This is a genomic window from Acinetobacter faecalis (genome assembly GCF_034187745.1).
In the GTDB taxonomy this organism is placed as follows: domain Bacteria; phylum Pseudomonadota; class Gammaproteobacteria; order Pseudomonadales; family Moraxellaceae; genus Acinetobacter; species Acinetobacter faecalis.
This window is the reverse complement of record NZ_JAXHPF010000001.1, coordinates 101,173-124,681: the sequence shown is the minus strand read 5'-3', so window position 1 is coordinate 124,681 and position 23,509 is coordinate 101,173. Positions and strand designations below refer to the sequence as shown.

The following is a 23,509-nucleotide window of genomic DNA, read 5'->3' as shown; positions in this document are numbered from 1 at the left end:
GTTATGATTATTTCTAAGGTTATGCTGTCATGAGTGAAAAATTGCAAAAGGTGCTTGCACGCGTTGGTTTGGGTTCTCGCCGTTATATGGAAGAAGTCATTGCTGCTGGTCGTGTAAGCGTCAACGGTCAAGTAGCCCAAGTGGGTGAACGCATCGAACCTACCGATGAGCTTCGCATCGACGGTCGTAAAGTGCAGTTTCAAATTGAAGATGAAATTCGTCGTCGTGTTCTGATTTATTACAAACCAGAAGGTGAAATTTGTTCTCGTAACGACCCTGAAAACCGTCCAACTGTATTCGAACAATTACCGCAAATTCCAGGTGATCGTTGGGTTATGGTTGGTCGTTTAGATATTAACTCTACAGGTTTATTACTTTTCACAAATGATGGTGAACTTGCAAACCGCTTAATGCACCCTTCAAATGAAATTGAACGTGAATATGCTGTTCGTGTAATGGGTGAAGTAACGCCTGCGATTGTTAAAAACATGACCAATGGTGTTGTATTAGATGATGGTCCTGCGAAGTTTGAATCTTTCTCTGAAATTGGCGGTGAAGGTATTAACCGTTGGTTCCAAGTTGTAGTGAAAGAAGGTCGTAACCGTGAGGTTCGTCGTATTTTTGAATCTCAAGGTTTAAAAGTAAGCCGCCTACTTCGTACACGTTACGGCACAGTTATTCTTCCACGTGAATTACGCACAGGTCGTTGGATGGAGCTGGATAAACAGGACATCGATAACTTAACAAAATCTGTAGAACTTAAACCACGTCAAGGTACTGGCTTATTTGGTATGGCTAAACGTCGTAACGAACGTATGCAAGACAAACCAATGGCTGCACGTCGTGGTGGTTACTTACGTCAACAACGTCGTGACACAGATGAAGTTGAAGCTAAACCGAACTTTGACCGTCGTGGCGACAATGCTCCTGCTCGTCGTGAACGTCGCGATGACAACTTTGGTAACCGTGAGCGTCGTGACGAAAATGCGCCACGTAAACCATATGGCGTAAATAAAGGCTTTAAGAAATACTAATTTCTTTTCCCTTGATTAAAGCTAAAAAAACCACTCAATTGAGTGGTTTTTTACTTTCTCAAATTAATGCATTACAGGAATATCAAGCCACTTTGCCTGTGGAAAATGCTGCGCTAAATACACTTTTAAATATTCTGCGGTATCTTTTGAAATTAAAGCATCTTGAGATTCATGCGCTAAATTATATGCCAACGCATACAATTCAATACCTCGCGCTTTTAAAGCCTCTAAACTTAATAAGGTATGATTAATACTACCTAAACGCCCTGAACTTACTAAAATAACAGGTAAATGTTGTTGTTGAATATAATCAATACTGAGCATCTCTTTCGTTAAGGGAACCATTAAGCCCCCTGCACCCTCTAATAAAACTCGATCATATTTACTTGCCAACTGTTGAGTTGCATCTTCAATTTTAGCGAAATCAATTTCACGACCATCTATTTGTGTCGCTAAATGTGGCGATGCAGGATAACTAAAAATTTCAGGCATGGTAAGTTTAATTTCATCTTCAGGAAACCACCCCATATTCATAATTTCACGATGCTTTTCAATATCTTCCGAAATATCAAGATTACCTGTTTGCACAAGCTTTTGCGTAATGGTTCGAATACCTTCCGCATTCCACAATTTAGCTAAATAACCTGTGCAATAGGTCTTCCCAATACCCGTATCTATTCCACTAACAAAAATAACATTAGACATTTAAATGCTCCGTGCAATGCAATAAATAGGGTGATAAGTCAGTAAATATTGCTGACTTTCTAACTTAAATTGCTCATAGTTTTTATAGAAATCCGCCAAACTTTGCTTCGTCCAACGAAATTGATTTGATGTTGCTGTCACGCCTGTTGCTTTTAAATGCTGCAAAACATTTCTAGGCTGATCGAAACTTATTTCTATTGTTTCTTCTTGTATTAAAAGTAATTCAAAGCCTGCTTGATTCAGTTTTTCTTTCAATTTTTTAGAAGATAAATAACTTAAACCCTGTCCTGTCAGTTGCTTAATTTCATGTAGATTTTTTTCACCAAACGTCGAAAAAATAAAATAACCTTCAGGTAATAATGCTTGCTTAGACTTTTCCAAAACAACACTTAAGTCATTCACCCATTGCAACGCAGACGCAGAAACTATCGCATTTAATTGTTGAGGAAATTCTAGCTGTTCAATATCACCAATTTGCCATTCAATACTTTGCAATGAATCATCTAAAAAATTAGATTTCACCTCATCATACAAATCATTCAACATATATTTTTGGCTATTGAAGTACTGCCACATTAAATGGGTTAAATTTCCTGTGCCACAACCAATTTCAAAAATTCGATCTTGCTGTTTCGGTATATTTTGCTCTGAAATAAGTGCCAATAAATGTTCACAAATTTGCTTTTGTACTACCGCATTTTGTGTATAACTTTCATGTGCACGTGCAAAATGTTGTGCAACTTTTACATGATTTACAACATTCATAGCAACTTAACCAACTGTGCTAAATCTTCATCTTTAACATGTGTGTTTAGGCAAATACGTAAACGTGAACTTCCCTTGGGTACAGTAGGTGGACGTACAGGCATAATATAAAAGCCTGCTTGCTGTAAATATTGTGCTTTCTCTACTGTTTCTTGAGAATCACCAATAATCACAGGCACAATTTGCGATGTAGATGGGCAACTAAACCCTTTCTGTTTCACTTGATCTATGAATTGCTTACTCATACTTTGCAAATGCTTTCGCTCTGTTAGCATAGCTGTCATACGCTTCAAAATGAATTGAGTCCATGCCATAGAAATAGGTGGCTGTGCGGTACTAAAAATTAGGGGGCGCATAGTATTAATTAAGTAATCACGAATAATTTCATGACAAATTAAATAACCACCTACCGAGGCAAGTGCCTTACCAAATGTTCCCACTAAAAAGTCGATATCATCAATAACACCATACTCTTCTGCACAGCCCAAGCCTTGTTGACCACGCACACCTATTGCATGTGCTTCATCAACATAAAGCATCACTTTTGAATATTGATGTTTTAGATTAACCAAGGCACGCAAGTTCGTTTCGTCACCATCCATACTAAAAATAGACTCAGTAACCACAATAATGCGTTGTATGCTTTCATCTGCATGATAGCTTTCAAGCAAATTTGCTAAATGTTGTAAATCGTTATGACGATAGCGCACATATTTCGCAGAAGATAAACGAATACCATCAATAATACTGGCATGTACCAATTTATCGGCAAGCACTAGCGTTTTGCTGTCACAAAGTGCAGGCAAAATGCCAATATTCATGTGATAACCACTGTTAAATAGCAGTGCAGATCGACCATGAAAAAGTTGACTTAAACTTTGTTCAAGTTCTTTATATTCAAGAAAATTACCTGTGAGCAATCTTGAAGATGACGAACTCATTACACGCTGAACATTTGGTGTCTCATCAAAAAATTGTTCGCGTAATTGTATATTTGAAGCCAAACCTAAATAATCATTGGAAGATAAATTCAGCATATTCTGCTGATTGATTTCAATATAACGACCATGTTGAATGTTCGATTTAAACTGTCGGAAATTACCTTGTTGCTTAAGTACATCTAAAACTTCTGCATAGTGATTTAACAAGTTCATGACACTTGCTCCTGCATAGCTTTCACCACATGCACAACACCATTTAACAATGTTGTTAATTCATTATCGGCAATGACATAAGGTGGCATTACATATACCAATTTTCCGAATGGTCTGACCCAAACTCCTTGTTCAACAAATTGTGCTTGTAGTGTTTTCATATCCACTGAGGTTTTTAGTTCTACCACACCAATTGCACCTAAAACACGTACATCATCAACATAAGAAAGTGATGCTAAATCTGCCAATTTTTCTTTGAGTTTTCGCTCAATTCTTTGAATATTTTCTTGCCAATTTTGTGACAATAATAATTGCGTACTTTTTAACGCAACTGCACATGCAAGCGGATTTGCCATAAAGGTTGGTCCATGCATAAACACACCTGCTTCACCTTGGCTAATGGTTTCAGCAACTTCAGTTGAAGTTAAAGTTGCTGAAAGTGTCATATACCCACCTGTTAAGCCTTTCCCTATACACATAATATCGGGCTGAACTTGTGCATGTTCCCAAGCAAATAATTTACCTGTACGCCCAAAACCTGTGGCAATTTCATCAAAAATCATCAACACATTATATTTTTCGCATAATAATTTGGCTTGGCGTAAATATTCAGGATGATAAAAGCGCATACCTCCTGCACCTTGCACAATTGGCTCTATAATTAAAGCGGCAATGTTTTGATGATGTTGCGCTAAAGCTTGCTCTAACTCTTCAATATCTTGAGAGTTCCATTCATCTTCAAAGCGAGTTTTAGGTGCAGAAACAAAAATACGATTGGGCAAACTTGTTCCAAAAACTTGATGCATTCCTGTGACAGGATCACATACCGACATCGCATTCCAAGTATCCCCGTGGTAACCCGAACGTGTGGTTATAAAGTTAGTTTTTTCTGGTTGTTTTCTTGCCGACCAATATTGCACAGCCATTTTCAACGCGACTTCTACCGCGACCGAACCTGAATCTGCATAGAAAATTTTGGTTAAATTGGGCGGTGTAATTTCTAAAAGTAAACGCCCTAACTGAATAGCAGGATCATGAGTTAATCCACCAAACATCATGTGTGACATTTTTTCTAATTGTTCTGTCACCGCTTTATTCAGTTCAGGATGGTTATAACCGTGAATTGCACACCACCAAGATGACATACCATCAATCAAAACACGACCATCTTCAAGATAAATACGTGCACCCTCCGCCCTTTCTACTTTGAAACACGGCAAAGGATTAATCATAGACGTATAGGGATGCCACAGATGTTGTTGATCAAATTCTAAATCTGTTAATTCACTCATCCCACACTCCATGCAGATATATTTTTTTCATTGAGGCATCTTAAACCTGCATAAAGAAGAAATAAATTGCGAGAAAAGCCAGTTATGTTCAGATTTGTTTAATTTTACTTAAATATTGGGATATTTTGCTAATTACATCTTCGGTATTAAATATTGGGAAGCCATGTGATCCCGAATTCAGCTCTACCTCTAAAAAGTTTGCAGATAATTTCTGAAGATTTCTTGCAACTTTGTAACTAACTAAGAAATCTTGTTTTGCAAAAACATGCAGTTGATGACCTGTATATTTTTCTAAGATATCTACATTATTTAACTGCTCCAAACAATTTAATCCTGCATTTAGAACATCTAAATTTTGTGGTTGTATTAAACTTTGCAATGTTAAAAAATCTTGCTTGGTATTTTCTGTACCCTGACACACCATAAAACCAAATTTCTTTAAGGTTGCAACGGCATCTGTTTTAAATGACTGCTTAAAGGCTTGAAATGTCGGTTGATCCATTGCTGTTTGCCAGTTTTCATTGGCAACAAAACATGGATTTGAACCTAAAGTGATAAGAACTTTATTTTGCTGATATTGTTTTGAAATTTCATCTGCCAAAATTGTGGCAAGCTGACCACCTAAAGACCAACCAATTAGAACATCAAAATCTTTTGCTATTTCAACATTCTTCTGTAAAATCTCTGCATCTAAAACATCAAAAATATTCAACAATTTAACCTGAAAATCGGCTGATTCAAGTTGTTGTTTTAAGGGTTGCAAAAGTTTTGTTCCACCGCCCCAACCTGTAATGAGCAAAACATTTTTTTTCAAAATAATTCCATGTGCTTAAATTGTTCTATCTGCTGATTATCTCAAGAGATATCTTCAACAGCAAAACAAAATCGATCATTTGGTTAAAAAATTTAAACACTGTTGTAATCATTTTTAAATATAAAAGTCTTAGCTTAATTTGAAAATATCTCACTCAAAGCCCAAGACACTAATGAAATTTAAATTATTATTACTACCGTTTTTAGTTGCCGGTTTCTCTGCTTGTAGCACTGTAAATACACCCACAAATGTAACAAATGGACAAACGCTTCAACCATCAGCAAAAGGCGATTTAACAAGCTTTGGTGGCGCAACTCGCTTAAAAGAAGATCGTACTGAAGCGTTAAAAGCGTCTATTAATAACCGCCCCGTAAAACATGTCATTTTGTTTATTGGTGATGGTACAAGCGATTCTGAACTCACATCTGCTCGTAACTATGCAGAAGGTGCATCGGGCTATTTTAAAGGTTTAGATGTATTACCATTTACAGGCTCATACACAAATTATTCTATTGATAAAGATAAAACAATTAATTACGTAACAGATTCTGCCGCTTCTGCTTCTGCTTGGGCAACAGGCACAAAAACCTATAACGGCGCATTAGGAATAGATATTCATGCTAAACCGCATGAATCCATTCTCTCTTTGGCAAAAAAAGCAGGATATGCGACGGGTAACGTCACCACTACTGAACTTCAAGATGCAACACCTGCGGCACTTATCGCGCATGTCACATCACGTAAATGCTATGGTCCAAAAGCAACTTCTGAAAAATGTCCTACAAACGCACTCGAAAATGGTGGCTTAGGTTCTGTCACTGAACAGCTTTTACAAGCACGTGCAGATGTCACTTTAGGTGGAGGACTTACAACTTTTAATGAAAAAGCAAAAGCTGGAAAGTTTAAGGATCAAACACTTTTAGATCAGGCAAAATCTTTAAATTATCAAGTTGTACAAGACTTAGATGGCTTAAATGCCCTTCAAGAAGCCAGTCAAAATAAACCCGTTTTAGGCTTATTTGCAGATGGTAATTTACCCGTATCTTGGGTTGGACCAAATGCAGAACTCAATGGCAATTTACGTGCAGCTGAAAAATGTAAGATCAATCCTGAACGTAGCGTATCTACACCTAGCTTAAAAGCAATGACTGCAAAAGCAATTGAGTTACTTCAACAAAATGAAAAAGGCTTTTTCTTACAAGTTGAAAGTGGCTCTATTGATAAAGCCAATCATGTTGCCGATGCTTGTGGTCAAATTGGTGAAACTGTCGCTTTAGATGATGCAGTTCAAGTAGCACTTGAGTTTGCAAAGAATAATCCAGACACTTTAATTATTGTAACGGGCGACCATGCACATACAAGTCAAATTATTCCTAATGAATCGAAAAGCCCAGGTAAAACAGTCAAGCTTCTTACTAAAGACAATGCACCAATGACCATTAACTATGCAACGTCTACAACGGAAAGCCAAGAACATACAGGTGCTCAAGTTCATACTGCTGCTTATGGTCCACATGCTGCAAATATTTCGGGCTTAATTGATCAAACTGATATGTTCTTTATTATGAAAAATGCTTTAGGGATTAAATAATTCATAATGTTTGAGCAATAAAAAAATCCCGCTCAATGCGGGATTTTTTAATCATCTCAATTTTACATTTGAGATTGAATATAGTTTTGTAGACCAATCAATTCGATTAAGCGAATTTGCTTTTCTAACCAATAAGTATGATCTTCTTCTGTATCTGCCATTTGCTGACGAAGCATATCACGGGTAATGTAATCGCCTTTTTCTTCACAAAGTTTTACGCCTTGTGCAAGTTTTTCACGTACATGATATTCAAGTTTTAAATCTGCTTTTAAGCAAGACACAACATCTGTACCCACTTCAATATCTTCACGATTCATGTTTGGCGTTCCTTCAAGGAACAATACACGACGGATGATAGCATCGGCATGTTGAGCTTCTTCTTGCATTTCATGATCAATGCGTTCGAAGATTTTGGTTAAGCCCCAATCTTCATACATACGTGAATGAATAAGGTATTGGTCACGAGCAGCCAGTTCACCACCAATTAACATGTTTAGATAGTCTACGACTTCTGGATTGCCACGCATTTTCAATACTCCATACATTTATGCAATTATTATGGACAATTCATCCACTATTTGCAAAGACTTTAATTTGTAAGTTAATGATTTTTATAAAATTAAAATGAGAAGTACTTGCATTTGCAGTTGTATTTAATGAATACCCACTTATAAAACAATATGTTGCAAATCATGATATTCACTTCAACAAACAAAATCACTAATTTTTGGATTGGTTAATATTTGTAACATCAATCCAACGTTCATTTTTCCATGCTTGCTGTTGCTTTGAATCTAAAAAAGTCCAAGCCACAAAACGACTCTCTTTTTGCCCCTGCGCCATTTTGATGGTTTTCACATCTACTGCACCGCTTTTACGCAAAGTATTTAAGAGCTTAGGCAATGTTGTTTTCTTTGAAACGAGCGTACTAAACCAAAGACATTGCTCAGCAAATTGTGTGCTCTCTTGTACCATCTGACAAACGAATCGTTCTTCGCCTCCGTCACACCATAATTCATTCTTTTGCCCGCCAAAATTTAACACCACTTTAGTTCGATCAACAGGCTTACCAATTTTTCTTAATTTTTGCGTTGCTGTGGCATTTGCTTCATCTTGCGAAGCATGAAATGGTGGGTTACACAGGGTCAAGTCAAAACGATCTGTAGGTTTAATCACACCTTTGAAAATAAGACTCGGGGTCTTTTGCAAGCGAATCTTAATCCCTTTTCTTAAATTCGGATTTGCTTCCACAATAAATTGAGCACTTTTCACCGATGCCGAATGAATATCTGAGCCGACAAATTTCCAACCATAGCTTTGACGCCCAATAATCGGATAAATACAATTCGCACCCACCCCAATATCCAATACATGAATTTTGTGTCCAGTTGGAACCTGACCGTTATTATGAACACTCAACAAGTCAGCCAAATAGTGAATATAGTCAGCTCTACCTGGAATAGGTGGGCAAAGATAATCTTGAGGAATATCCCAATATTGAATGTCATAAAAATGCTTAAGCAATGCTTTATTCAGCATTTTCACAGCGAGTGGATCAGAAAAGTTGATTGAAAGATCATTATATTGATTTGGACTAACAAAAGGCGCAAGTTCCGGACAGCTCTTGATTAACTGTGGAAAATCGTAACGACTGCGATGCAGATTTCGTACATGTAATTCCGATTTTTGTTGCGGAAAAGATTTCTTTGCTTGCGCCATGTGTATGCCAATCATAAACGGGAGAACAGAATTTATAAGGCAGGATTTATACCTGCAAACGAATCGATATTGTACGTGAATTCAACTTACATTGCTGAGCCTGTATTGCTCCATTTATTTGTCTTGTTCAGAATACAATGAGTGAATCCTAGCATTCTAAAATAGTCATAAAAAAGACACCAAAAGATTTATCATCCTCCGTGTCTTTTAAATTTAGGTCATTTTAGAGAAAAATTAACCCTCGATTTGACCATGCTCTTTCATCAAAGCAATAAACTGCTCTTCATTTAAAACTGGAATGCCCAATTTTTCGGCTTTCTCAAGTTTCGAACCTGCTTTTTCACCTGCAACTACACATTTGGTTTTACCCGACACGCTACCGCTAACACGCGCACCTAAAGCTTGAAGCAATTGCGTTGCTTCATCACGCCCCATAGATGAAAGCGTGCCTGTAACCACCCAGCTTTCACCATTCAATGGCTGACGTGTTGGCGCAACTGGTGCATCCCAATGAATCCCTGCCGCAATTAAACGATCAACTACTTCTAAATTATGTGGTGCTTGGAAAAAGTCGATAATCCATTCAGCGGTAATATCGCCAACATCGGGTGTTTTCTTTAATGCTTCCAAATCTGCTGCTCGAAGTGCTTCTAAAGTTTGAAAGGTATTGGCAAGCATACGTGCTGTTGTTTCACCTACACCACGAATACCCAATGCAAAAATAAAACTCGCAAAGCTTGTTTTCTTACTGTTTTCAATTGAGTCGATAAGATTTTGAACTGACTTTTCACCCATTTTTTCAATAGTGAGTAATTTCTCACGATGTTCATGCAAATGATAAATATCGGCAACATCTTTGAGTAAATCTAAATGTAATAAAGATTCTGCCCAACGATCACCCAAGCCTTCAATATCCATTGCTTTACGTGAAACAAAATGACGAATGGCTTCAATACGTTGTGCAGCGCAATATAAACCACCCGAACAACGCGCCAATGCTTCACCTTCAGGCATAACCACAGGCGATGAACACACAGGACAATTTTCTGGAAGATGTACTTCTACTGTATCGACAGGACGGAATTCAGGCCAAACTTTCTCAACCTTCGGAATCACATCGCCACTACGGTAAACGCTGACTGTATCGCCTACACGCACATCTAAACGATGAATTTCACCAATATTATGCAAAGTAACATTTGAAACTATTACACCGCCCACAGCAACAGGGTTTAAACGCGCAACAGGTGTCAGCGTTCCTGTACGCCCAACTTGCCAATCAATATTTTCTACTGTTGTTAAAGCAGCCACCGCAGGAAATTTATAGGCAGTTGCCCAACGTGGTTCACGACTTAAAAAGCCTAATTTTTGTTGTTGATTCAGGTCATTTACTTTAATGACCATACCATCAATTTCCACGCTTAAATTTGGTCGCTCTTGGTTAATTTGTTCATATGCTTTTTGCACATCTTGAATGCTTTCACATACAAAATGACGTTCACCCACAGCAAAACCAAATTGTGTAAGCCATTCTAAGCTTGCAGACATTGTGGTTTGACCATGATGCGGTACACACTGCGCAATACCATAAGCATAAAATGCGAGTGGACGAGATGCTGCAATGTTTGGGTCGAGCTGACGTAAACTACCCGCAGCTGCATTACGTGGATTGGCAAAAGTTTTTTCGCCTTTTGCTTCATTTTCAGCATTCAGTTTTTCAAAACCCGACTTAGGCATAAGCACTTCACCTCGAACTTCTAAAAGTTCAGGAATAGCGCCTTTGTCTGAAGATAAAACTTTTGGCAAATTACGAATCGTTTTTACATTTTGGGTAATATCTTCGCCTGTTTCGCCATCGCCACGGGTTACACCACGGACTAAAACACCATTTTCATACCACAATGAAATGGCTAAACCATCAAATTTCAACTCGACATCATATTCAATTTTCTGATTAGGCAAGCGCTCTTCAATGCGTCGAGCAAAAGCAAATAACTCTTCTTGGTTAAAAACATTGCCCAAAGACAACATTGGAACAACATGCGTAATGCTTTCAAATTTTGATAAAGGTGAGCCACCTACTTTGTTCGTTGGTGTATCAGTTTGAATAAGATCAGGATATTGTTCTTCTAGTGCTTTAAGTTGATGAAATAACTGATCATACTCACTATCTTCGATTGTAGGCTGATCCATTACGTAATAAGCGTGATTATGCTGTGCAAGTAATTGAATCAATTGTCGCATTTGTGCAACAACAGTCGAATGTTGTGTCATATATTCACCATAAAAAAGGGCGGTATTCCGCCCTAAAGTTTTTGCATAATGCGTATTATAGAAAGCTAAAAGTCAGCTTTCAATTCACTTAAACGAATTCGCTTAAGCTTTTGCAGATCGACCTGAACGGTAATCAATTGCTTGATGACGCCAGTATTCTCTAAGTTGTGGTGTAAGTTCAAAATTATCTTGATCGTACACAGTACCTTCAATTTCACGTGCGATAAGTCCTGCTATACTGACCATTGTATCGAAGGCATGTTGAACATCGCCATGAGGAAGCGCAAGGAATAATGCTAAACCTTTTACTTCTTCTGTAGATAAAGTTTCTAAGTCGAAGCCCTCTGTGCCCAATTCAGAATCTACAATCTTCAATGCAGAAAATAGCAACTTCGTTCCATCTTCATTATAACGATGGAAACATTTCATTTCGCCAAAACGTAAACCATATTTAAGTAATACTTTTAACGTTTTTTCACCCGAAAGAACTCGTCCTTTCGCTAATATGTTCAAAGCAATAAATGATTCTGCTGTCACTAAAGTGCATTCATCATCTACCATTTTTTGTTCATATAAATGCGCATCTAAAATGCTACTTTCTTCTGAAAATTCAGAGATTTCCGCTTTTTCAATATTGCTGTTTAAGCTAAAAGTTGGTTCTGCTTTTGCATCTTTACTTACAACAGCTTCATTTGTAGGGGCTACTTCTTTCGCAATATCATCAGCTAAATTTTCAACTTTTTTAGATGATTCTTCATCATTTTCAATTGTTGATTTTTCTTTAGTAATTTCTTCATTCACTACACTTTCAGATGCTTTTGCTAAGTCTTCATTCAGCTTAGGTTCGTCTTTATCAAATTCGAACTCTGCCTGAACTTGTTGAGTATCTAAAGTTGGTTCAACACGAACTTTTTCGTCTGAATCGGTTGTTTGTAGCTGATCACGAACATGTCTTGGAATAATTGGCTTTTGACAATCTTCATTAAATTGCAATTCACTTTCTAATGAAGGTGCTGTATCTCTTGGTTTTTTAAAAATAAGTTTCAAGCCGAACGCCATAATAACAACGGCAATTGCAATTCCGACAAGTGTAGTAATTTCCATTCTATGCCTCCGCTACTAAGCCGTATTCAGCTGCTTCTTCTAAATTTACGGTCACTAATTTTGATGTTCCTGGCTCTGGCATGGTCACCCCGAGTAAATCTGTTGCCATGGTCATTGCCAATTTATTATGTGTAATGTAAATGAACTGAACCTGTTCCGATAGTTCTTTTACAAGATTACAAAAACGACCTACATTTGCATCGTCTAAAGGTGCATCAACTTCATCAAGCACACAAAATGGCGCAGGGTTTAATCTAAAAATTGCAAAAACCAATGCAAGCGCAGTTAATGCTTTTTCACCACCAGAAAGTAAAGCAAGCGAACTGTTCTTTTTACCTGGTGGACGCGCCATCAGTTTAACACCAGATTGCCAATCATCTTCTAAACTTAAACTTGCTTCTCCACCATCAAATACTTTTGGAAATAGGTTTTGAAGCTCTGCATTGACTTGATCAAAAGTCGTCATAAACAATTTACGTGTTTCTTGATCAATACTTTTCATTGCCGCTTGCAACTGATCAACTGTTTTATTTAAGTCTTCAATTTGATGACTTAGTTCTGCATAACGTGTCGATACTTCTTCATATTCTTCAGAAGCTGCCAAATTTACCGCACCAATTTTTTCAAATTGCTGTTGAGCTTTTTCAAGCTTCTGTTGATGTGAAACTAAGTCTATATTTAAGCCTGTTATTACTTCACTATTCAACTCTTTTAACTGATCTGAATAATGCTGTAAATCAGATTTTGCTGCTTGCCAAGCCAAACGCTTCGCTTCAAGTTCAGTTCGAAGCTTTTCATCTTGTTGTTGATGTTGATGACGTTGCTCAGTCAAACTTTGTTGTTTTTCTTGAATATTGTTTAGTTCAACCTGCCACTCACCCCAAGTTTTTTGCAGTTTTTCTGTTTTTTCGAGCTGTTCAGCATATTGGTCTTGCAACGCAGGTAGCTCTAACTGCACAGGATCTACAAACTTTTTCGCTTGTTCCATTTGCGCCAAAATTTGTTGATATTGCGCCTTTAAGAACGATGCATCTTTTTCTAAAAGTTCAACTTGCTGTTTTGTTTGTACAGATTGACGGCGTACAAGTTCTAATTCTTGTTGTGAATGTTGTAAATCTTGCTGTGAACTTTCAATACGTTCATTCAGCTCATCTACCTGAAACTGCATGGTTTTATAGTTTGGTAAAACCTGCTCAAGCTTTAAATTCAATGAATGCAAATCAATTTCTAAATCATCTTTTTGCATGGCATCTTCTTCTAATTGCTCATCAAGCTGTTGTAGCTGATTTTGCAATTGTTGCTTTTGCACACTAAAAGCCTGTGCTGCACTTTGTACTTTAGCCAAACTCAAATCTACATTTTGCAACGATTTTTGTGCTTGTTTAAGCTGTTCTTGCAGGTCTTGAATGGTTTTTTGCAAAGCTTGAACTTGCTGTAAAATTTCAGGCAATAAGGCTTCGGCTTGTTGAAGCGAGCTTAATTTTTCCGCCAAAGTATGTTCAATTTCATCTAAACGAATTTTATGACTTAGCGCACCTTGTCCAGCTTGAGATGCATCATCATAAAACAAACCAATCACCCAATCTGCACCAACATGATAACCATCTAAAGTCAAAATACTTTGACCATTTAAAAGCTTAGATTGGAGCTTCAAGGCTTGCGCTAAATTTTCTGCAACTGCAACCTGTTGCCACAATGAATGCTGTGGCGTTTCAATCCAATCGGCTAAACAAGGAAGCTGTTCCAACTGAATTTTGTCTTTTTTTTCAGACAGTTTTAACTGACGCGCAATGCTTTCTTGAAACGTGTTTGATGCTTCTAAAATCTGTGCAGACAACCATTTAGATAAGAACTTTTCAACTAAATTTGCTTGAGCTTTGCCATTTTCAGTTAGCTTTAAACTCTGCATAAGTTGTTCGCCCTGAACATTTGTTTTAGGGCTATTTTTAATCATGAGCTGATTTAAATTCTTTTGTTCAGATTCTAAAACTTGAATTTCAGACTTAAGCTGATTTACTTCAGTTTTTTGCTGTGAATACTGCTCTTGTACTACATCTGATTCAGCTTTTTGGCTTTGAAGTGCTAATTCTAAAGTTTCTATTACTTGGCTAAATTGCGCTTTATCTTTTTCTAACTGATCAACATCATCTTGCTGATATTGATTTTGAATTTGTTGTGCTTGTTGCTGCAACGTTTCCTTTTGCTGTTCTATTCGAACAATATTTTTTGTTAGCTGTTCACTTTGCGCAATCATTTGCATTTTTTGCTGCTGTTGCTTTTCAACTTGCGCCTTAATTTGCTCAAATTGTTGAACTGCTTGTTGTTGCTGTACTTTTAAATCATTAAAACCTTGAGATTGATTTTGACTTTGACCTTCTTGTACTTGCAATTGCTCGGTTTGGCTTTCTTGTTGCTCTTGTAAAGTTTCCAATTGCAACTCAATAAGCTGTAAGCGCTCTTTAGTTTGAACTTTCTGCTCTTCTAATTGAGACAATGTCGATGTGTTTTGCTGCAATAAACTTTGCTTTTGTTCCAAAGTCATTTTCAGCTCAGCCAGTTTTTTCTCTGCCTGTTGCCATTCATTTTGTAATGGTGTCGATTGTTGAATTAAACGTTGGAACAATTCACTTGTTGCCGTTAAATCATGTTCAAGCGTATTCAGTTCTGAACGTACCAATTTAAAAGTATCGCCCAAACTATTAAGATGAACTGTATATTCTTCCTGCAAACGTGTGCTGTGTTCACATTGGAAAGATAAAACTTCAATTTTGATTGTACGAATTTGCGTTTCTAATTCTTTATATTGAACCGCTGCTTCAGACTGACGCTTTAAGGTTTTTAATTGTGAGCGAAGTTCTGATGCAATATCATCTAAACGAGATAAATTTTGCGTGGTATGTTCTAAGTGCAACATCGTTTCACGACGACGCGCCTGATAACGTGAAACCCCTGCGGCTTCTTCAATAAAGACCCGCATTTCTTCAGGTTTTGCATCAATTAAACGGTTAATCATGCCCTGTTCAATGACTGCATAAGAACGCGGACCTAAACCTGTTCCTAAGAAAATATCGGTAATATCACGACGACGGCACTTTGTTCCATTCAGAAAGTATTCAGACTTACCATCACGGTTCACCTGACGACGCACAGCTAGTTCATTGTATGCGTTATACGCTCCACCTAATTTTCCATAAGTGTTGTCAAAACGAAGCTCTACACTTGCCACCCCAACAGGTTTACGCTTTGCTGTTCCTGTAAAAATAACGTCTTGCATACTACCGCCACGTAATTGACGAGCGCTAGACTCCCCCATTACCCAACGAATGGCATCAATTACATTAGATTTACCACAGCCGTTTGGCCCCACAACTGCAGTACGGTTTGCTTTAAAATTTAGTGTTGTGCTATCGGCAAATGATTTAAAGCCGGAAAGTTTTAAGCTGCTTAAACGCATAATGTCCTAATTAACGGCGCGAGCGTCTTGCCCACGCAAGTTCTATTTGTTTCATTCGTGTTAGAGATTCCAACACTAAATCACGCAAGTGTCGACAAAAATCTTGCATATTTATGGCTGCTTGTTGCGAATTTCTACTTACAATCTCAATCACCACAAGTTTAAACAATTCTAACGATTCTTGTAGTTCTGTTTTTGAAGTATTTAATGTTAAAAAATAGCTTCTACGCAGTGATGGTAACAGCTCTTTATAATATTTCATCAAATACGAATTATTCACTTCTTCTTGATGTTTGAATAACTCATTAAATATTAAATCGTAAAAATTTTCCGTATGCCCTAAATTACATTCTTTAGTTAATTTTTCTAATAATTTTTTTAAATTTTCAATTTCATATGCAGGCAAAGTATCTGCTAAACGCTCTACAATTTTTCCTAGCAATATACCCAACATATCAAACAAAGCAGAAACCTGTTGTGCCGACATTTCCGACACAACAGCACCACGGCGTGGATAAATTTCAATTAAATGTGTACGCTCCAACAAAAGTAAAGCTTCACGTATAGAGCCTCGACTTACGTCAAGTTCATCCGCAAAACGTATTTCTTGAATGCGCTCACCTTCAACCAATTCACCATTGATAATCTGTTCAGCAATATGCTGTGAAATCTGCTCAGATAAGCTATCTGTTTCATATTGTTGCATACTGTTCCTATCTTGTTTTTATATAGATGCACATGCTGGTTTTAATTAACCATTCATCTATATTTAAAGATAAAAACAACATTAAACTATGACATTGTTAGACAATTTCTTGTCTATACAGTCAACTCAAAAAAATCTATTAAAAGAAACTAGATAAACCTTTCACAACAAAATATAGCCCAACTGTTGTCAGCAAGCCTGCAAAACATTTTTTTAACATTGCTGGTGACAAAATGTGTGCAACTTTTGCCCCAACTTTTGCTGTAATAAAACTCATCACACTAATGCCAATAAATGCATAAATATGAATATAGCCAATGGTATTTGGTACTTCTACACGTGTCGCATGACCAAACCACATAAACCCTAAAGCACCTGCCAATGCAATAGGCAAGCCACATGCAGCAGAAGTCGCAACAGATTTTTGCATTACCACACCACATTTATTTAAAAATGGCACGGTTAAACTGCCACCACCAATACCAAATATTGCAGATGCCACACCAATACCGCCACCAGCTAAAACTTGCACACCCGTAGATGGTAAATGTTTAGTTGGATCAATAACTGCATTTGCACCTGTAAACATTTTGAAAGCAACCCAAAGTGCAAAGAAACCAATTAAAAGTTGTAAACCCTGCCCTGAAAGTAAATCTGCAATACCTGCACCTAAAAAAGCACCCACAACCAAACCTGGTGCTAAATTACGAACAACATTCCAAAGCACGGCACCTTTTTTATGATGCGCAGATACAGAACTTATTGAAGTTACAATAATTGTTGCCAAAGATGTTCCAACAGCCATATGCATAATGACGCTTGGATCATAATTTAAATGGGTAAATACAACATAGAGAATTGGTACAATAATTAAACCACCACCCACGCCAAATAAGCCTGCGGTAAATCCTGCAATTGCACCAATCAACAAATATATGATTAACTCCATGTTTTACTTTCCCATATTTAAAAATTCAAATGGATTTAGATACTCGCCTACTTCAACAAAAACTCACAGAAGCAAATCATCTTCCTGAAGTTTTAATCCTAAAGCCTGTGACAACGTCCACCAATGATGATGTACGTGAAGTGGCTTTAAAAGGGATTAATAGCGTTTTAATTTGCAGTCGCAAACAAACGCAAGGAAGAGGTCAAAATCAAAGACCGTGGATTTCACCTGAAGGCAATATCTATTTAAGCACATTGCTAAATTTACAAACACCCATAGATGGTAGGCTAGCACTCGAAATTGCGCTAAATATCATTCAAATGCCTAGCTTTGATGCGCTTGGTTTAAAAGTTAAATGGCCTAACGATATTTACTTTAATCATCAAAAATTAGGCGGAATTTTAGTAGAGCCGATCTCATCACACCAAGCAGTTGTAGGTGTTGGAATTAATGTTTCACCTGTTAAAGATTCTACAATTCATCAAGATATTACATCACTTGAAGAAATTGGCTTAAAACCAATTGATCGCTTAACTTTAATTGCAGAGTTGTATTTAGCCATTCAGCAAGCAGGACAATGGTTTAATCACAATTGCTATAATTTAGCAGCCCGATTTAATCATCATGCGGCATTTATAAATCAAACGATAGAATTTGAACATCAGTCCTTGGAATTAAAGAATGGAAGTATAGAAACTTCTGGCGAGTTTCTAGGAATTCAAAATGATGGTGCTATTATTTTAAAATCTGAAACAGAAACATCATCTTTTTACCAAGGACGTATGCGCCTACTTAACCCAATTAAATAGAGTATAAGCAATGAAAAGTTTATGGTTAGATATTGGTAATACTCGACTTAAATATTGGGTTACTGAAAATAATCAAGTCGTTGAACATGCCGCAGAATTACATTTACAATCTCCTGCCGATTTATTATTAGGATTAATTCAACATTTTAAAAATTTAGGCATTCATCAAGCTGGCGTATCTTCTGTTCAAGATTTACAAAGTAATGAACGCATTCGCAACATTTTAAAGCAACTTAACGTTCCCATTATTTGTGCAAAAGTTCACGCAGAATATGCAGGTTTAAGCTGCGGATATGACAACACAACACAGTTAGGTATAGACCGTTGGCTACAAGTTCTTGCAGTTGCTAATAATACAAATGAAAAATATTGTGTAATTAGTTGTGGCACGGCTTTAACTATTGATTTAGCAGACGGATTAAATCATTTAGGTGGTTATATTCTGCCAAATTTATATTTACAACGTGACTCACTTATTCAAAATACCAAAGGCATTAAAATTCCAGATGCTGCTTTTGATGAACTTAGTCCAGGTCGAAATACGATTGATGCAGTTCATCATGGCATATTATTAGGTTTAGTCAGTATTATTAAAAATGTACTTGAACAAAGCCCACGCAAACTTATTTTAACAGGTGGCGATGCACCATTATTTGCTAAGTTTTTGGCTGAATATAATCCAATTATAGAACCTGATTTATTACTTCAAGGTTTACAAAAATATATTCTTCATCAAAATTAAACTCATTTATCTTGGTAAGTAATTAACACCTAAAGATTTAATTAAACTTAGTATTTTTAGGTGTTTATCCTCTAAATTAAATATTACTCCCAACAACTTAAGAAACCCTGATATATAAATTAAATATCAAAACAAATATTTTATGTCTGATTAAAATTTTATTAGTCATCTATTTGGCTTTATCTTATTTTAAGCATACATTTTCTTATTCTATAAATTATAATTTATTGATAAATAAAACATATCTACTTTTTATAATTCATATTTATTCTCACAATTAGATATTTCATCTATTATTTTTTTAATCATCGGCATAATCTTCATAACCACTATATTAGTGTCAATGATAGAAAATGACTACGCACATAAATTTTATAAATAATTACGCTAATACAAAAATATTTTAACAGGCTGATAACATTCGATTTTTAAGTATATTGATTGTTACACGGAAGAAATTCAATGAGCCAACACCCAAGAGATGAAAACATCTTTTCTTTAGCAACCTTGCTTTATGCACGCTTAAGAAAAGTGAATAGTCGGGTTATTGATGTTGTTTATTTAATGCAAAATCCTGAATATGCACTTCATGCCGCAAATTTAGCATTAGAAACAAATGATGCAGAATTACAAGGGTACGCAATTCGTTTAAAATTAGCACTAGATCTTCATGATGATGAAGAGCAGTCTAGTCCTCAAACTAAGAAACCAGATACTGTAGATGAAGGACATGTTAGCTTTAGTCTTTTCTAGTCTTTAACAATTCTTAGCCCCAATAAAAAAGGCGCATTAAGCGCCTTTTTTATGATTTAAATTCGATAATTATTTCTTATTACCAAATAGTGGCCCCATACCACCACCGCCACCGAATTGCTTTTGCAAGCCCCCCAATGAACGCATCATTTTTGCCATACCCGATGGATTCGCAAATTTCTTCATCATTTTTGCCATTTGAGCATGTTGTTTAATCAGTTTATTCACTTCTGAAACATCCATACCACAACCTGCAGCAATACGCTTTTTACGGCTTGGGTTCATCAAATCTGGATTGCGACGTTCTTTCAGTGTCATAGACTGAATAATCGCTTCCATTTTCTTCACTTGTTTTTCTGGGTTAGCTTGTGCAAGTGCGTCTTGTAGACCTGCATTGCTCATACCTGGCAACTTGTCTAAGAAGCCCATCATGCCGCCCATTTTATTCATTTGTTCAAATTGCATAAGCATATCTTCAAAGTTGAAGCTTCCGCCTTTTTGCAATTTTTTCGCCATTTTTTCGGCTTTTTCTTTGTCGACTTTACGCTCAAGCTCTTCGACTAAAGAAAGTACGTCACCCATACCTAAAATACGTTGTGCAACACGTTCAGGATGGAATGGTTCTAAGGCATCAAGCTTTTCGCCCATACCTAAGAATTTAATTGGCTTACCTGTAATTGCACGAACAGAAAGTGCCGCACCACCGCGCGCATCACCATCAGTTTTCGTTAAAATTACACCTGTAAGCGGTAATGCATCATTAAAGGCTTTTGCTGTATTTGCAGCATCCTGACCTGTCATTGCATCTACAACAAACAAGGTTTCAGTTGGCTTAATTGCAGTATGAAGCTCTTTAATTTCGTCCATCATGTCTTCATCGACATGTAAACGACCTGCTGTATCGACAATTAAAACATCAGCAAATTGGATTTTTGCTTGCTCAATTGCACGAGTTGCAATCGTAATTGGTTTTTCATCTGCACTAGATTCAAAGAAAATTGCGCCTACTTCGCCAGCAACAGTTTGTAACTGTTTAATTGCCGCGGGACGGTAAACATCGGCAGAAACCATTGCCACTTTTTTCTTTTGACGTTCTTGTAAGAAACGTGCAAGTTTTGCAGCAGTTGTGGTTTTACCCGCACCTTGCAAACCTGCCAATAAAATAACAACTGGTGGTTTTGCTGCTAGGTCTAGGCTTTCATTCGCCTCACCCATCATTTTGGTCAATTCGTTATGTACAATTTTAACGAAGGCTTGACCTGGTGATAACTGTGTCATCACCTCTTGACCCAATGCTTCTTCCTTAACTTTCGCGATGAATTCACGAGTTACAGGTAATGCAACATCGGCTTCCAGAAGTGCCATACGCACTTCACGTAACGTATCTTTAATATTGTCTTCGGTTAGCTGCCCGGAGCCAGTAACATTTCTTAAACTCTGCGTGAGTCGTTCTGTTAAGGTATCAAACATTGCAAAATCCGCTTAAAATAACTAGTAGCAAAAAAATGTTTCTTAAAATAGAAAATTTATGCATAGAATGCTATAGGATACTTTAGTTCGAGTAGAATTTATATAAATGAATATTCATCATCCTGAAAAAGGTTTGTCATGATTAGCCTGCCTCTGGTTTATACAGTCTTAGCTTTGGTCGCATACGTAACTGCTTTTTGGTATTTATTAAGTCATTTAATATCAAAAAATGATACAAACCAATGGTTTTTTGGTGTTGTACTAGGTTTAGGCTTAGTTCTGCATGGTGCTGTCTTATATAACGATATGTTAACGCCAGCAGGAATTAATTATGATGTTTTCAATCTTGTATCCTTTACTTCTGGCCTAATGCTATTACTCAGTGCGCTTTTTAGTACTTATCGGCCTGTTGCTGCCATGAATTTGCTCGGCATCCCTGTTGCTGCAACGGGTTTAATTTTAGGTTTTGCATTTAGCAAAGATAAACAACTCATTGAATCCTCTTCTATTTATTTAGATATTCATATTATTCTTTCTTTATCTGCTTATGCCGTTCTATTAATGGCGACTATTCAAGCCGTTATTTTGTGGTTCCAAAATCGTGAATTAAAAAACAAACAAAAACGTCGCATTTGGGTAAGTTTATTGCCATCTTTCCAAGCAATGGAAACCTTATTATTCGATATGCTGATTGCAGGGTTTGCTTTATTAACTGTTGCTTTAGGTTTTGGATTTTTCACCATTGAAAACTTCTTTGGTCAGCATTTAGCGCACAAAACCGCATTTAGTATTGTGTCTTGGTTTATTTACGGCTCGCTACTTATTGGACATTACAAATTTGGTTGGCGTGGTCAAAAAGCCATTCGCTTTACCATTATGGGATTCTTCTTATTAGCTCTTGGTTTTATTGGTTCTAAGTTTGTATTGGAAATGATTTTGGGTAGATAACTTCACCCTATTTCAAGTATTAATCATTTCCGAACGATTAAAAGCAAAAAAGCCCAATTAAAAAATTTGGGCTTTTTATTTATCGTCATTTATATATTTAAATGACTTTTAATACAGCAAGTATTCAAACAAACTTATATTTTAAATAACTTTAAAAATTCGACCACTCGAAACACTCTGAAAAAACATTTCAAAGCTTGGTCTAATATCTTCACCATCAACTGTAATATGTTTGATATTTGAGTGCGATTGCGTATTAACAAACTCAGAATCGACTGTCGCTTGAATTGCATGTTTAACACCAAACTGATCTTTAACGTAAATACTTTGCTTTAACATATATTCCCTTAATAATAATGTAATGTTCAAAAATGAATTAAATTTAATATTTCTTAATTTTATTTCTAATTAAATTTCTGATTTAATTTAAATAATTGGTGTAAAGATGTATAAAAGCTACAGCCATCTAAATTCAAATCAACCTCTATACCAGAAGATAAAAGAACTCGTTTACCCACTTCAACTGACTTTAAACCTTGACGCGTATTTTGTAATCTATTCAGTGGAATTAATGAAACAATAATTTCAGTACCATTTTTTGATTTTGCTATTAAATCATTTATTTTTAGCAACTTATTTCCTATATTTGAATTTTATAAATTAAAAAAACAACTAAAAAATTAAATTTTAAAGTCTAAAAAAGCACTCGAAAGTGCTTTTTATTACTGCTTATTGTTACTTAGATAGCAACAATATTTACAGCATTCGGTCCTTTCTGACCTTGAGCAATACTGAATTCAACAAGTTGACCTTCAATAAGTGTTTTAAAACCTGAACTTGAAATTTCGCTGAAATGAGCAAAAACGTCTGGACCTGATTCTTGTTGAATGAAACCAAAACCTTTAGTTTCGTTGAACCACTTTACAGTACCTTTAACAACATTTGAGTTTGACATAATATATCCTACTAATTTTTAATAATTTTAAGCCAATGTTTTTTGACTAGCTTTAACTTTGAAATAATAAAGAATGAGACTTAAAATCTGAAAAAACGAAGGATTATGACTAAAACTGCGATACTTAAAGAAGATTTACCGAAACGAGACTTTTTTCTAGTTAAGTTAACTATACACTAAAAAACCATTTAATCAAGTTTTCTTATATATATATTTAATTATTTTATAAAAAGTTTAAAAACCTTCATCTACATTAACTTAAGACAAGTTT

At 36.3% G+C, this 23,509-nt stretch carries 22 protein-coding genes; 6 read left to right on the top strand and 16 right to left on the bottom strand.

The window, feature by feature from the left end; all coding sequences use genetic code 11:
* The first annotated feature begins 29 nt into the window (after nt 1-29).
* Complete coding sequence (gene rluB / locus SKM54_RS00615) at nt 30-1,034, top strand: 23S rRNA pseudouridine(2605) synthase RluB (RefSeq protein ID WP_321087735.1); 1,005 nt, start codon at nt 30-32, stop codon at nt 1,032-1,034.
* A 63-nt stretch (nt 1,035-1,097) separates the two neighbouring features.
* On the opposite strand, the gene bioD is transcribed toward rluB, so the two are convergent.
* The 5 genes from bioD to SKM54_RS00590 all read right to left on the bottom strand — a co-directional run bounded on the left by bioD (nt 1,098) and on the right by SKM54_RS00590 (nt 5,764).
* Nucleotides 1,098-1,739 carry a dethiobiotin synthase gene (bioD, locus tag SKM54_RS00610; RefSeq protein ID WP_154772486.1) on the bottom strand — a complete coding sequence of 214 codons (642 nt, stop codon included), beginning with the start codon at nt 1,737-1,739 and terminating at the stop codon, nt 1,098-1,100.
* Nucleotides 1,740-2,504, bottom strand: a complete 765-nt coding sequence (bioC, locus tag SKM54_RS00605; protein WP_154772485.1) for a malonyl-ACP O-methyltransferase BioC — start codon at nt 2,502-2,504, stop codon at nt 1,740-1,742. It abuts the gene before it with no gap.
* Nucleotides 2,501-3,658, bottom strand: a complete 1,158-nt coding sequence (locus tag SKM54_RS00600) for an 8-amino-7-oxononanoate synthase (RefSeq protein WP_321093607.1) — start codon at nt 3,656-3,658, stop codon at nt 2,501-2,503. Before SKM54_RS00600 ends, bioC begins: the two co-directional genes overlap by 4 nt.
* A complete protein-coding gene (gene bioA / locus SKM54_RS00595) occupies nt 3,655-4,950 on the bottom strand; it encodes an adenosylmethionine--8-amino-7-oxononanoate transaminase (protein ID WP_321093604.1) in 1,296 nt (431 codons plus the stop codon). The genes SKM54_RS00600 and bioA overlap by 4 nt, the downstream gene beginning before the upstream one ends.
* 88 nt (nt 4,951-5,038) lie before the next feature.
* Complete coding sequence (locus tag SKM54_RS00590) at nt 5,039-5,764, bottom strand: YqiA/YcfP family alpha/beta fold hydrolase (protein ID WP_321093601.1); 726 nt, start codon at nt 5,762-5,764, stop codon at nt 5,039-5,041.
* Nucleotides 5,765-5,936: 172 nt separating this feature from the next.
* Here SKM54_RS00590 and phoA point away from each other — a divergent pair, with 172 nt between their 5' ends.
* Entirely contained in the window at nt 5,937-7,355 is a 1,419-nt protein-coding gene (phoA, locus tag SKM54_RS00585) for an alkaline phosphatase (protein WP_321093598.1), read from the top strand.
* A gap of 62 nt (nt 7,356-7,417) precedes the next feature.
* Here phoA and ftn read toward each other — a convergent pair whose 3' ends face one another.
* From ftn to SKM54_RS00550, 7 genes are all read right to left on the bottom strand, one after another.
* Complete coding sequence (gene ftn / locus SKM54_RS00580; RefSeq protein WP_154772480.1) at nt 7,418-7,882, bottom strand: heteropolymeric bacterioferritin subunit Ftn; 465 nt, start codon at nt 7,880-7,882, stop codon at nt 7,418-7,420.
* A 193-nt stretch (nt 7,883-8,075) separates the two neighbouring features.
* The gene (gene rlmF / locus SKM54_RS00575) at nt 8,076-9,074 is read right to left on the bottom strand and encodes a 23S rRNA (adenine(1618)-N(6))-methyltransferase RlmF (protein WP_321093597.1); all 999 of its coding nucleotides are present in this window, start codon (nt 9,072-9,074) and stop codon (nt 8,076-8,078) included.
* A gap of 234 nt (nt 9,075-9,308) precedes the next feature.
* Nucleotides 9,309-11,348 carry an NAD-dependent DNA ligase LigA gene (gene ligA / locus SKM54_RS00570; RefSeq protein ID WP_321093595.1) on the bottom strand — a complete coding sequence of 680 codons (2,040 nt, stop codon included), beginning with the start codon at nt 11,346-11,348 and terminating at the stop codon, nt 9,309-9,311.
* Nucleotides 11,349-11,450: 102 nt separating this feature from the next.
* Nucleotides 11,451-12,452, bottom strand: a complete 1,002-nt coding sequence (locus tag SKM54_RS00565) for a cell division protein ZipA C-terminal FtsZ-binding domain-containing protein (protein WP_321093591.1) — start codon at nt 12,450-12,452, stop codon at nt 11,451-11,453.
* A 1-nt stretch (nt 12,453) separates the two neighbouring features.
* Nucleotides 12,454-15,906, bottom strand: a complete 3,453-nt coding sequence (smc, locus tag SKM54_RS00560; protein ID WP_321093587.1) for a chromosome segregation protein SMC — start codon at nt 15,904-15,906, stop codon at nt 12,454-12,456.
* A gap of 10 nt (nt 15,907-15,916) precedes the next feature.
* Complete coding sequence (locus SKM54_RS00555) at nt 15,917-16,612, bottom strand: GntR family transcriptional regulator (protein ID WP_321089520.1); 696 nt, start codon at nt 16,610-16,612, stop codon at nt 15,917-15,919.
* Nucleotides 16,613-16,751: 139 nt separating this feature from the next.
* Nucleotides 16,752-17,561, bottom strand: coding sequence for a sulfite exporter TauE/SafE family protein (locus SKM54_RS00550; RefSeq protein ID WP_321093585.1), 810 nt, complete (start codon nt 17,559-17,561; stop codon nt 16,752-16,754).
* A 29-nt stretch (nt 17,562-17,590) separates the two neighbouring features.
* Here SKM54_RS00550 and SKM54_RS00545 point away from each other — a divergent pair, with 29 nt between their 5' ends.
* The 3 genes from SKM54_RS00545 (at nt 17,591) to SKM54_RS00535 (ending at nt 19,865) form a co-directional block, all read left to right on the top strand.
* On the top strand, nt 17,591-18,370 hold the full coding sequence (locus SKM54_RS00545; protein ID WP_154772977.1) for a biotin--[acetyl-CoA-carboxylase] ligase: 780 nt from the start codon (nt 17,591-17,593) through the stop codon (nt 18,368-18,370).
* Nucleotides 18,371-18,380: 10 nt separating this feature from the next.
* On the top strand, nt 18,381-19,112 hold the full coding sequence (locus SKM54_RS00540) for a type III pantothenate kinase (RefSeq protein WP_321093582.1): 732 nt from the start codon (nt 18,381-18,383) through the stop codon (nt 19,110-19,112).
* Nucleotides 19,113-19,574: 462 nt separating this feature from the next.
* Nucleotides 19,575-19,865, top strand: coding sequence for a hypothetical protein (locus SKM54_RS00535; protein ID WP_321090971.1), 291 nt, complete (start codon nt 19,575-19,577; stop codon nt 19,863-19,865).
* A 69-nt stretch (nt 19,866-19,934) separates the two neighbouring features.
* Here SKM54_RS00535 and ffh read toward each other — a convergent pair whose 3' ends face one another.
* Nucleotides 19,935-21,335 (bottom strand): signal recognition particle protein, encoded by a 1,401-nt coding sequence (gene ffh / locus SKM54_RS00530; RefSeq protein WP_154772974.1) that lies wholly within the window; start codon nt 21,333-21,335, stop codon nt 19,935-19,937.
* A gap of 138 nt (nt 21,336-21,473) precedes the next feature.
* On the opposite strand from ffh, the gene SKM54_RS00525 reads away from it, so the two are divergent.
* Nucleotides 21,474-22,283 (top strand): cytochrome C assembly family protein, encoded by an 810-nt coding sequence (locus tag SKM54_RS00525; RefSeq protein WP_154772973.1) that lies wholly within the window; start codon nt 21,474-21,476, stop codon nt 22,281-22,283.
* 141 nt (nt 22,284-22,424) lie between these two features.
* Here SKM54_RS00525 and SKM54_RS00520 read toward each other — a convergent pair whose 3' ends face one another.
* The 3 genes from SKM54_RS00520 to SKM54_RS00510 all read right to left on the bottom strand — a co-directional run bounded on the left by SKM54_RS00520 (nt 22,425) and on the right by SKM54_RS00510 (nt 23,238).
* Nucleotides 22,425-22,622, bottom strand: coding sequence for a hypothetical protein (locus tag SKM54_RS00520; protein ID WP_154772972.1), 198 nt, complete (start codon nt 22,620-22,622; stop codon nt 22,425-22,427).
* Nucleotides 22,623-22,687: 65 nt separating this feature from the next.
* Nucleotides 22,688-22,915 (bottom strand): hypothetical protein, encoded by a 228-nt coding sequence (locus SKM54_RS00515; protein ID WP_154772971.1) that lies wholly within the window; start codon nt 22,913-22,915, stop codon nt 22,688-22,690.
* Nucleotides 22,916-23,022: 107 nt separating this feature from the next.
* Nucleotides 23,023-23,238: a cold-shock protein gene (locus SKM54_RS00510; RefSeq protein WP_154772970.1), complete on the bottom strand. Its 216-nt coding sequence runs from the start codon at nt 23,236-23,238 to the stop codon at nt 23,023-23,025.
* Between the last annotated feature and the right edge of the window lie 271 nt (nt 23,239-23,509).

Bases quoted from the DNA above. Each gene is read 5' to 3' on its own strand.
- SKM54_RS00555 (WP_321089520.1), bottom strand. From the start codon at position 16,612: ATGCAACAATATGAAACAGATAGCTTATCTGAGCAGATTTCACAGCAT.
- bioC (WP_154772485.1), bottom strand. From the start codon at position 2,504: ATGAATGTTGTAAATCATGTAAAAGTTGCACAACATTTTGCACGTGCA.
- SKM54_RS00520 (WP_154772972.1), bottom strand. From the start codon at position 22,622: ATGTTAAAGCAAAGTATTTACGTTAAAGATCAGTTTGGTGTTAAACAT.
- ffh (WP_154772974.1), bottom strand. From the start codon at position 21,335: ATGTTTGATACCTTAACAGAACGACTCACGCAGAGTTTAAGAAATGTT.
- phoA (WP_321093598.1), top strand. From the start codon at position 5,937: ATGAAATTTAAATTATTATTACTACCGTTTTTAGTTGCCGGTTTCTCT.
- SKM54_RS00525 (WP_154772973.1), top strand. From the start codon at position 21,474: ATGATTAGCCTGCCTCTGGTTTATACAGTCTTAGCTTTGGTCGCATAC.
- SKM54_RS00535 (WP_321090971.1), top strand. From the start codon at position 19,575: ATGAGCCAACACCCAAGAGATGAAAACATCTTTTCTTTAGCAACCTTG.
- SKM54_RS00510 (WP_154772970.1), bottom strand. From the start codon at position 23,238: ATGTCAAACTCAAATGTTGTTAAAGGTACTGTAAAGTGGTTCAACGAA.
- SKM54_RS00565 (WP_321093591.1), bottom strand. From the start codon at position 12,452: ATGGAAATTACTACACTTGTCGGAATTGCAATTGCCGTTGTTATTATG.
- smc (WP_321093587.1), bottom strand. From the start codon at position 15,906: ATGCGTTTAAGCAGCTTAAAACTTTCCGGCTTTAAATCATTTGCCGAT.
- SKM54_RS00545 (WP_154772977.1), top strand. From the start codon at position 17,591: ATGGATTTAGATACTCGCCTACTTCAACAAAAACTCACAGAAGCAAAT.
- rlmF (WP_321093597.1), bottom strand. From the start codon at position 9,074: ATGGCGCAAGCAAAGAAATCTTTTCCGCAACAAAAATCGGAATTACAT.
- rluB (WP_321087735.1), top strand. From the start codon at position 30: ATGAGTGAAAAATTGCAAAAGGTGCTTGCACGCGTTGGTTTGGGTTCT.
- bioA (WP_321093604.1), bottom strand. From the start codon at position 4,950: ATGAGTGAATTAACAGATTTAGAATTTGATCAACAACATCTGTGGCAT.
- SKM54_RS00600 (WP_321093607.1), bottom strand. From the start codon at position 3,658: ATGAACTTGTTAAATCACTATGCAGAAGTTTTAGATGTACTTAAGCAA.
- bioD (WP_154772486.1), bottom strand. From the start codon at position 1,739: ATGTCTAATGTTATTTTTGTTAGTGGAATAGATACGGGTATTGGGAAG.
- ligA (WP_321093595.1), bottom strand. From the start codon at position 11,348: ATGACACAACATTCGACTGTTGTTGCACAAATGCGACAATTGATTCAA.
- ftn (WP_154772480.1), bottom strand. From the start codon at position 7,882: ATGCGTGGCAATCCAGAAGTCGTAGACTATCTAAACATGTTAATTGGT.
- SKM54_RS00550 (WP_321093585.1), bottom strand. From the start codon at position 17,561: ATGGAGTTAATCATATATTTGTTGATTGGTGCAATTGCAGGATTTACC.
- SKM54_RS00540 (WP_321093582.1), top strand. From the start codon at position 18,381: ATGAAAAGTTTATGGTTAGATATTGGTAATACTCGACTTAAATATTGG.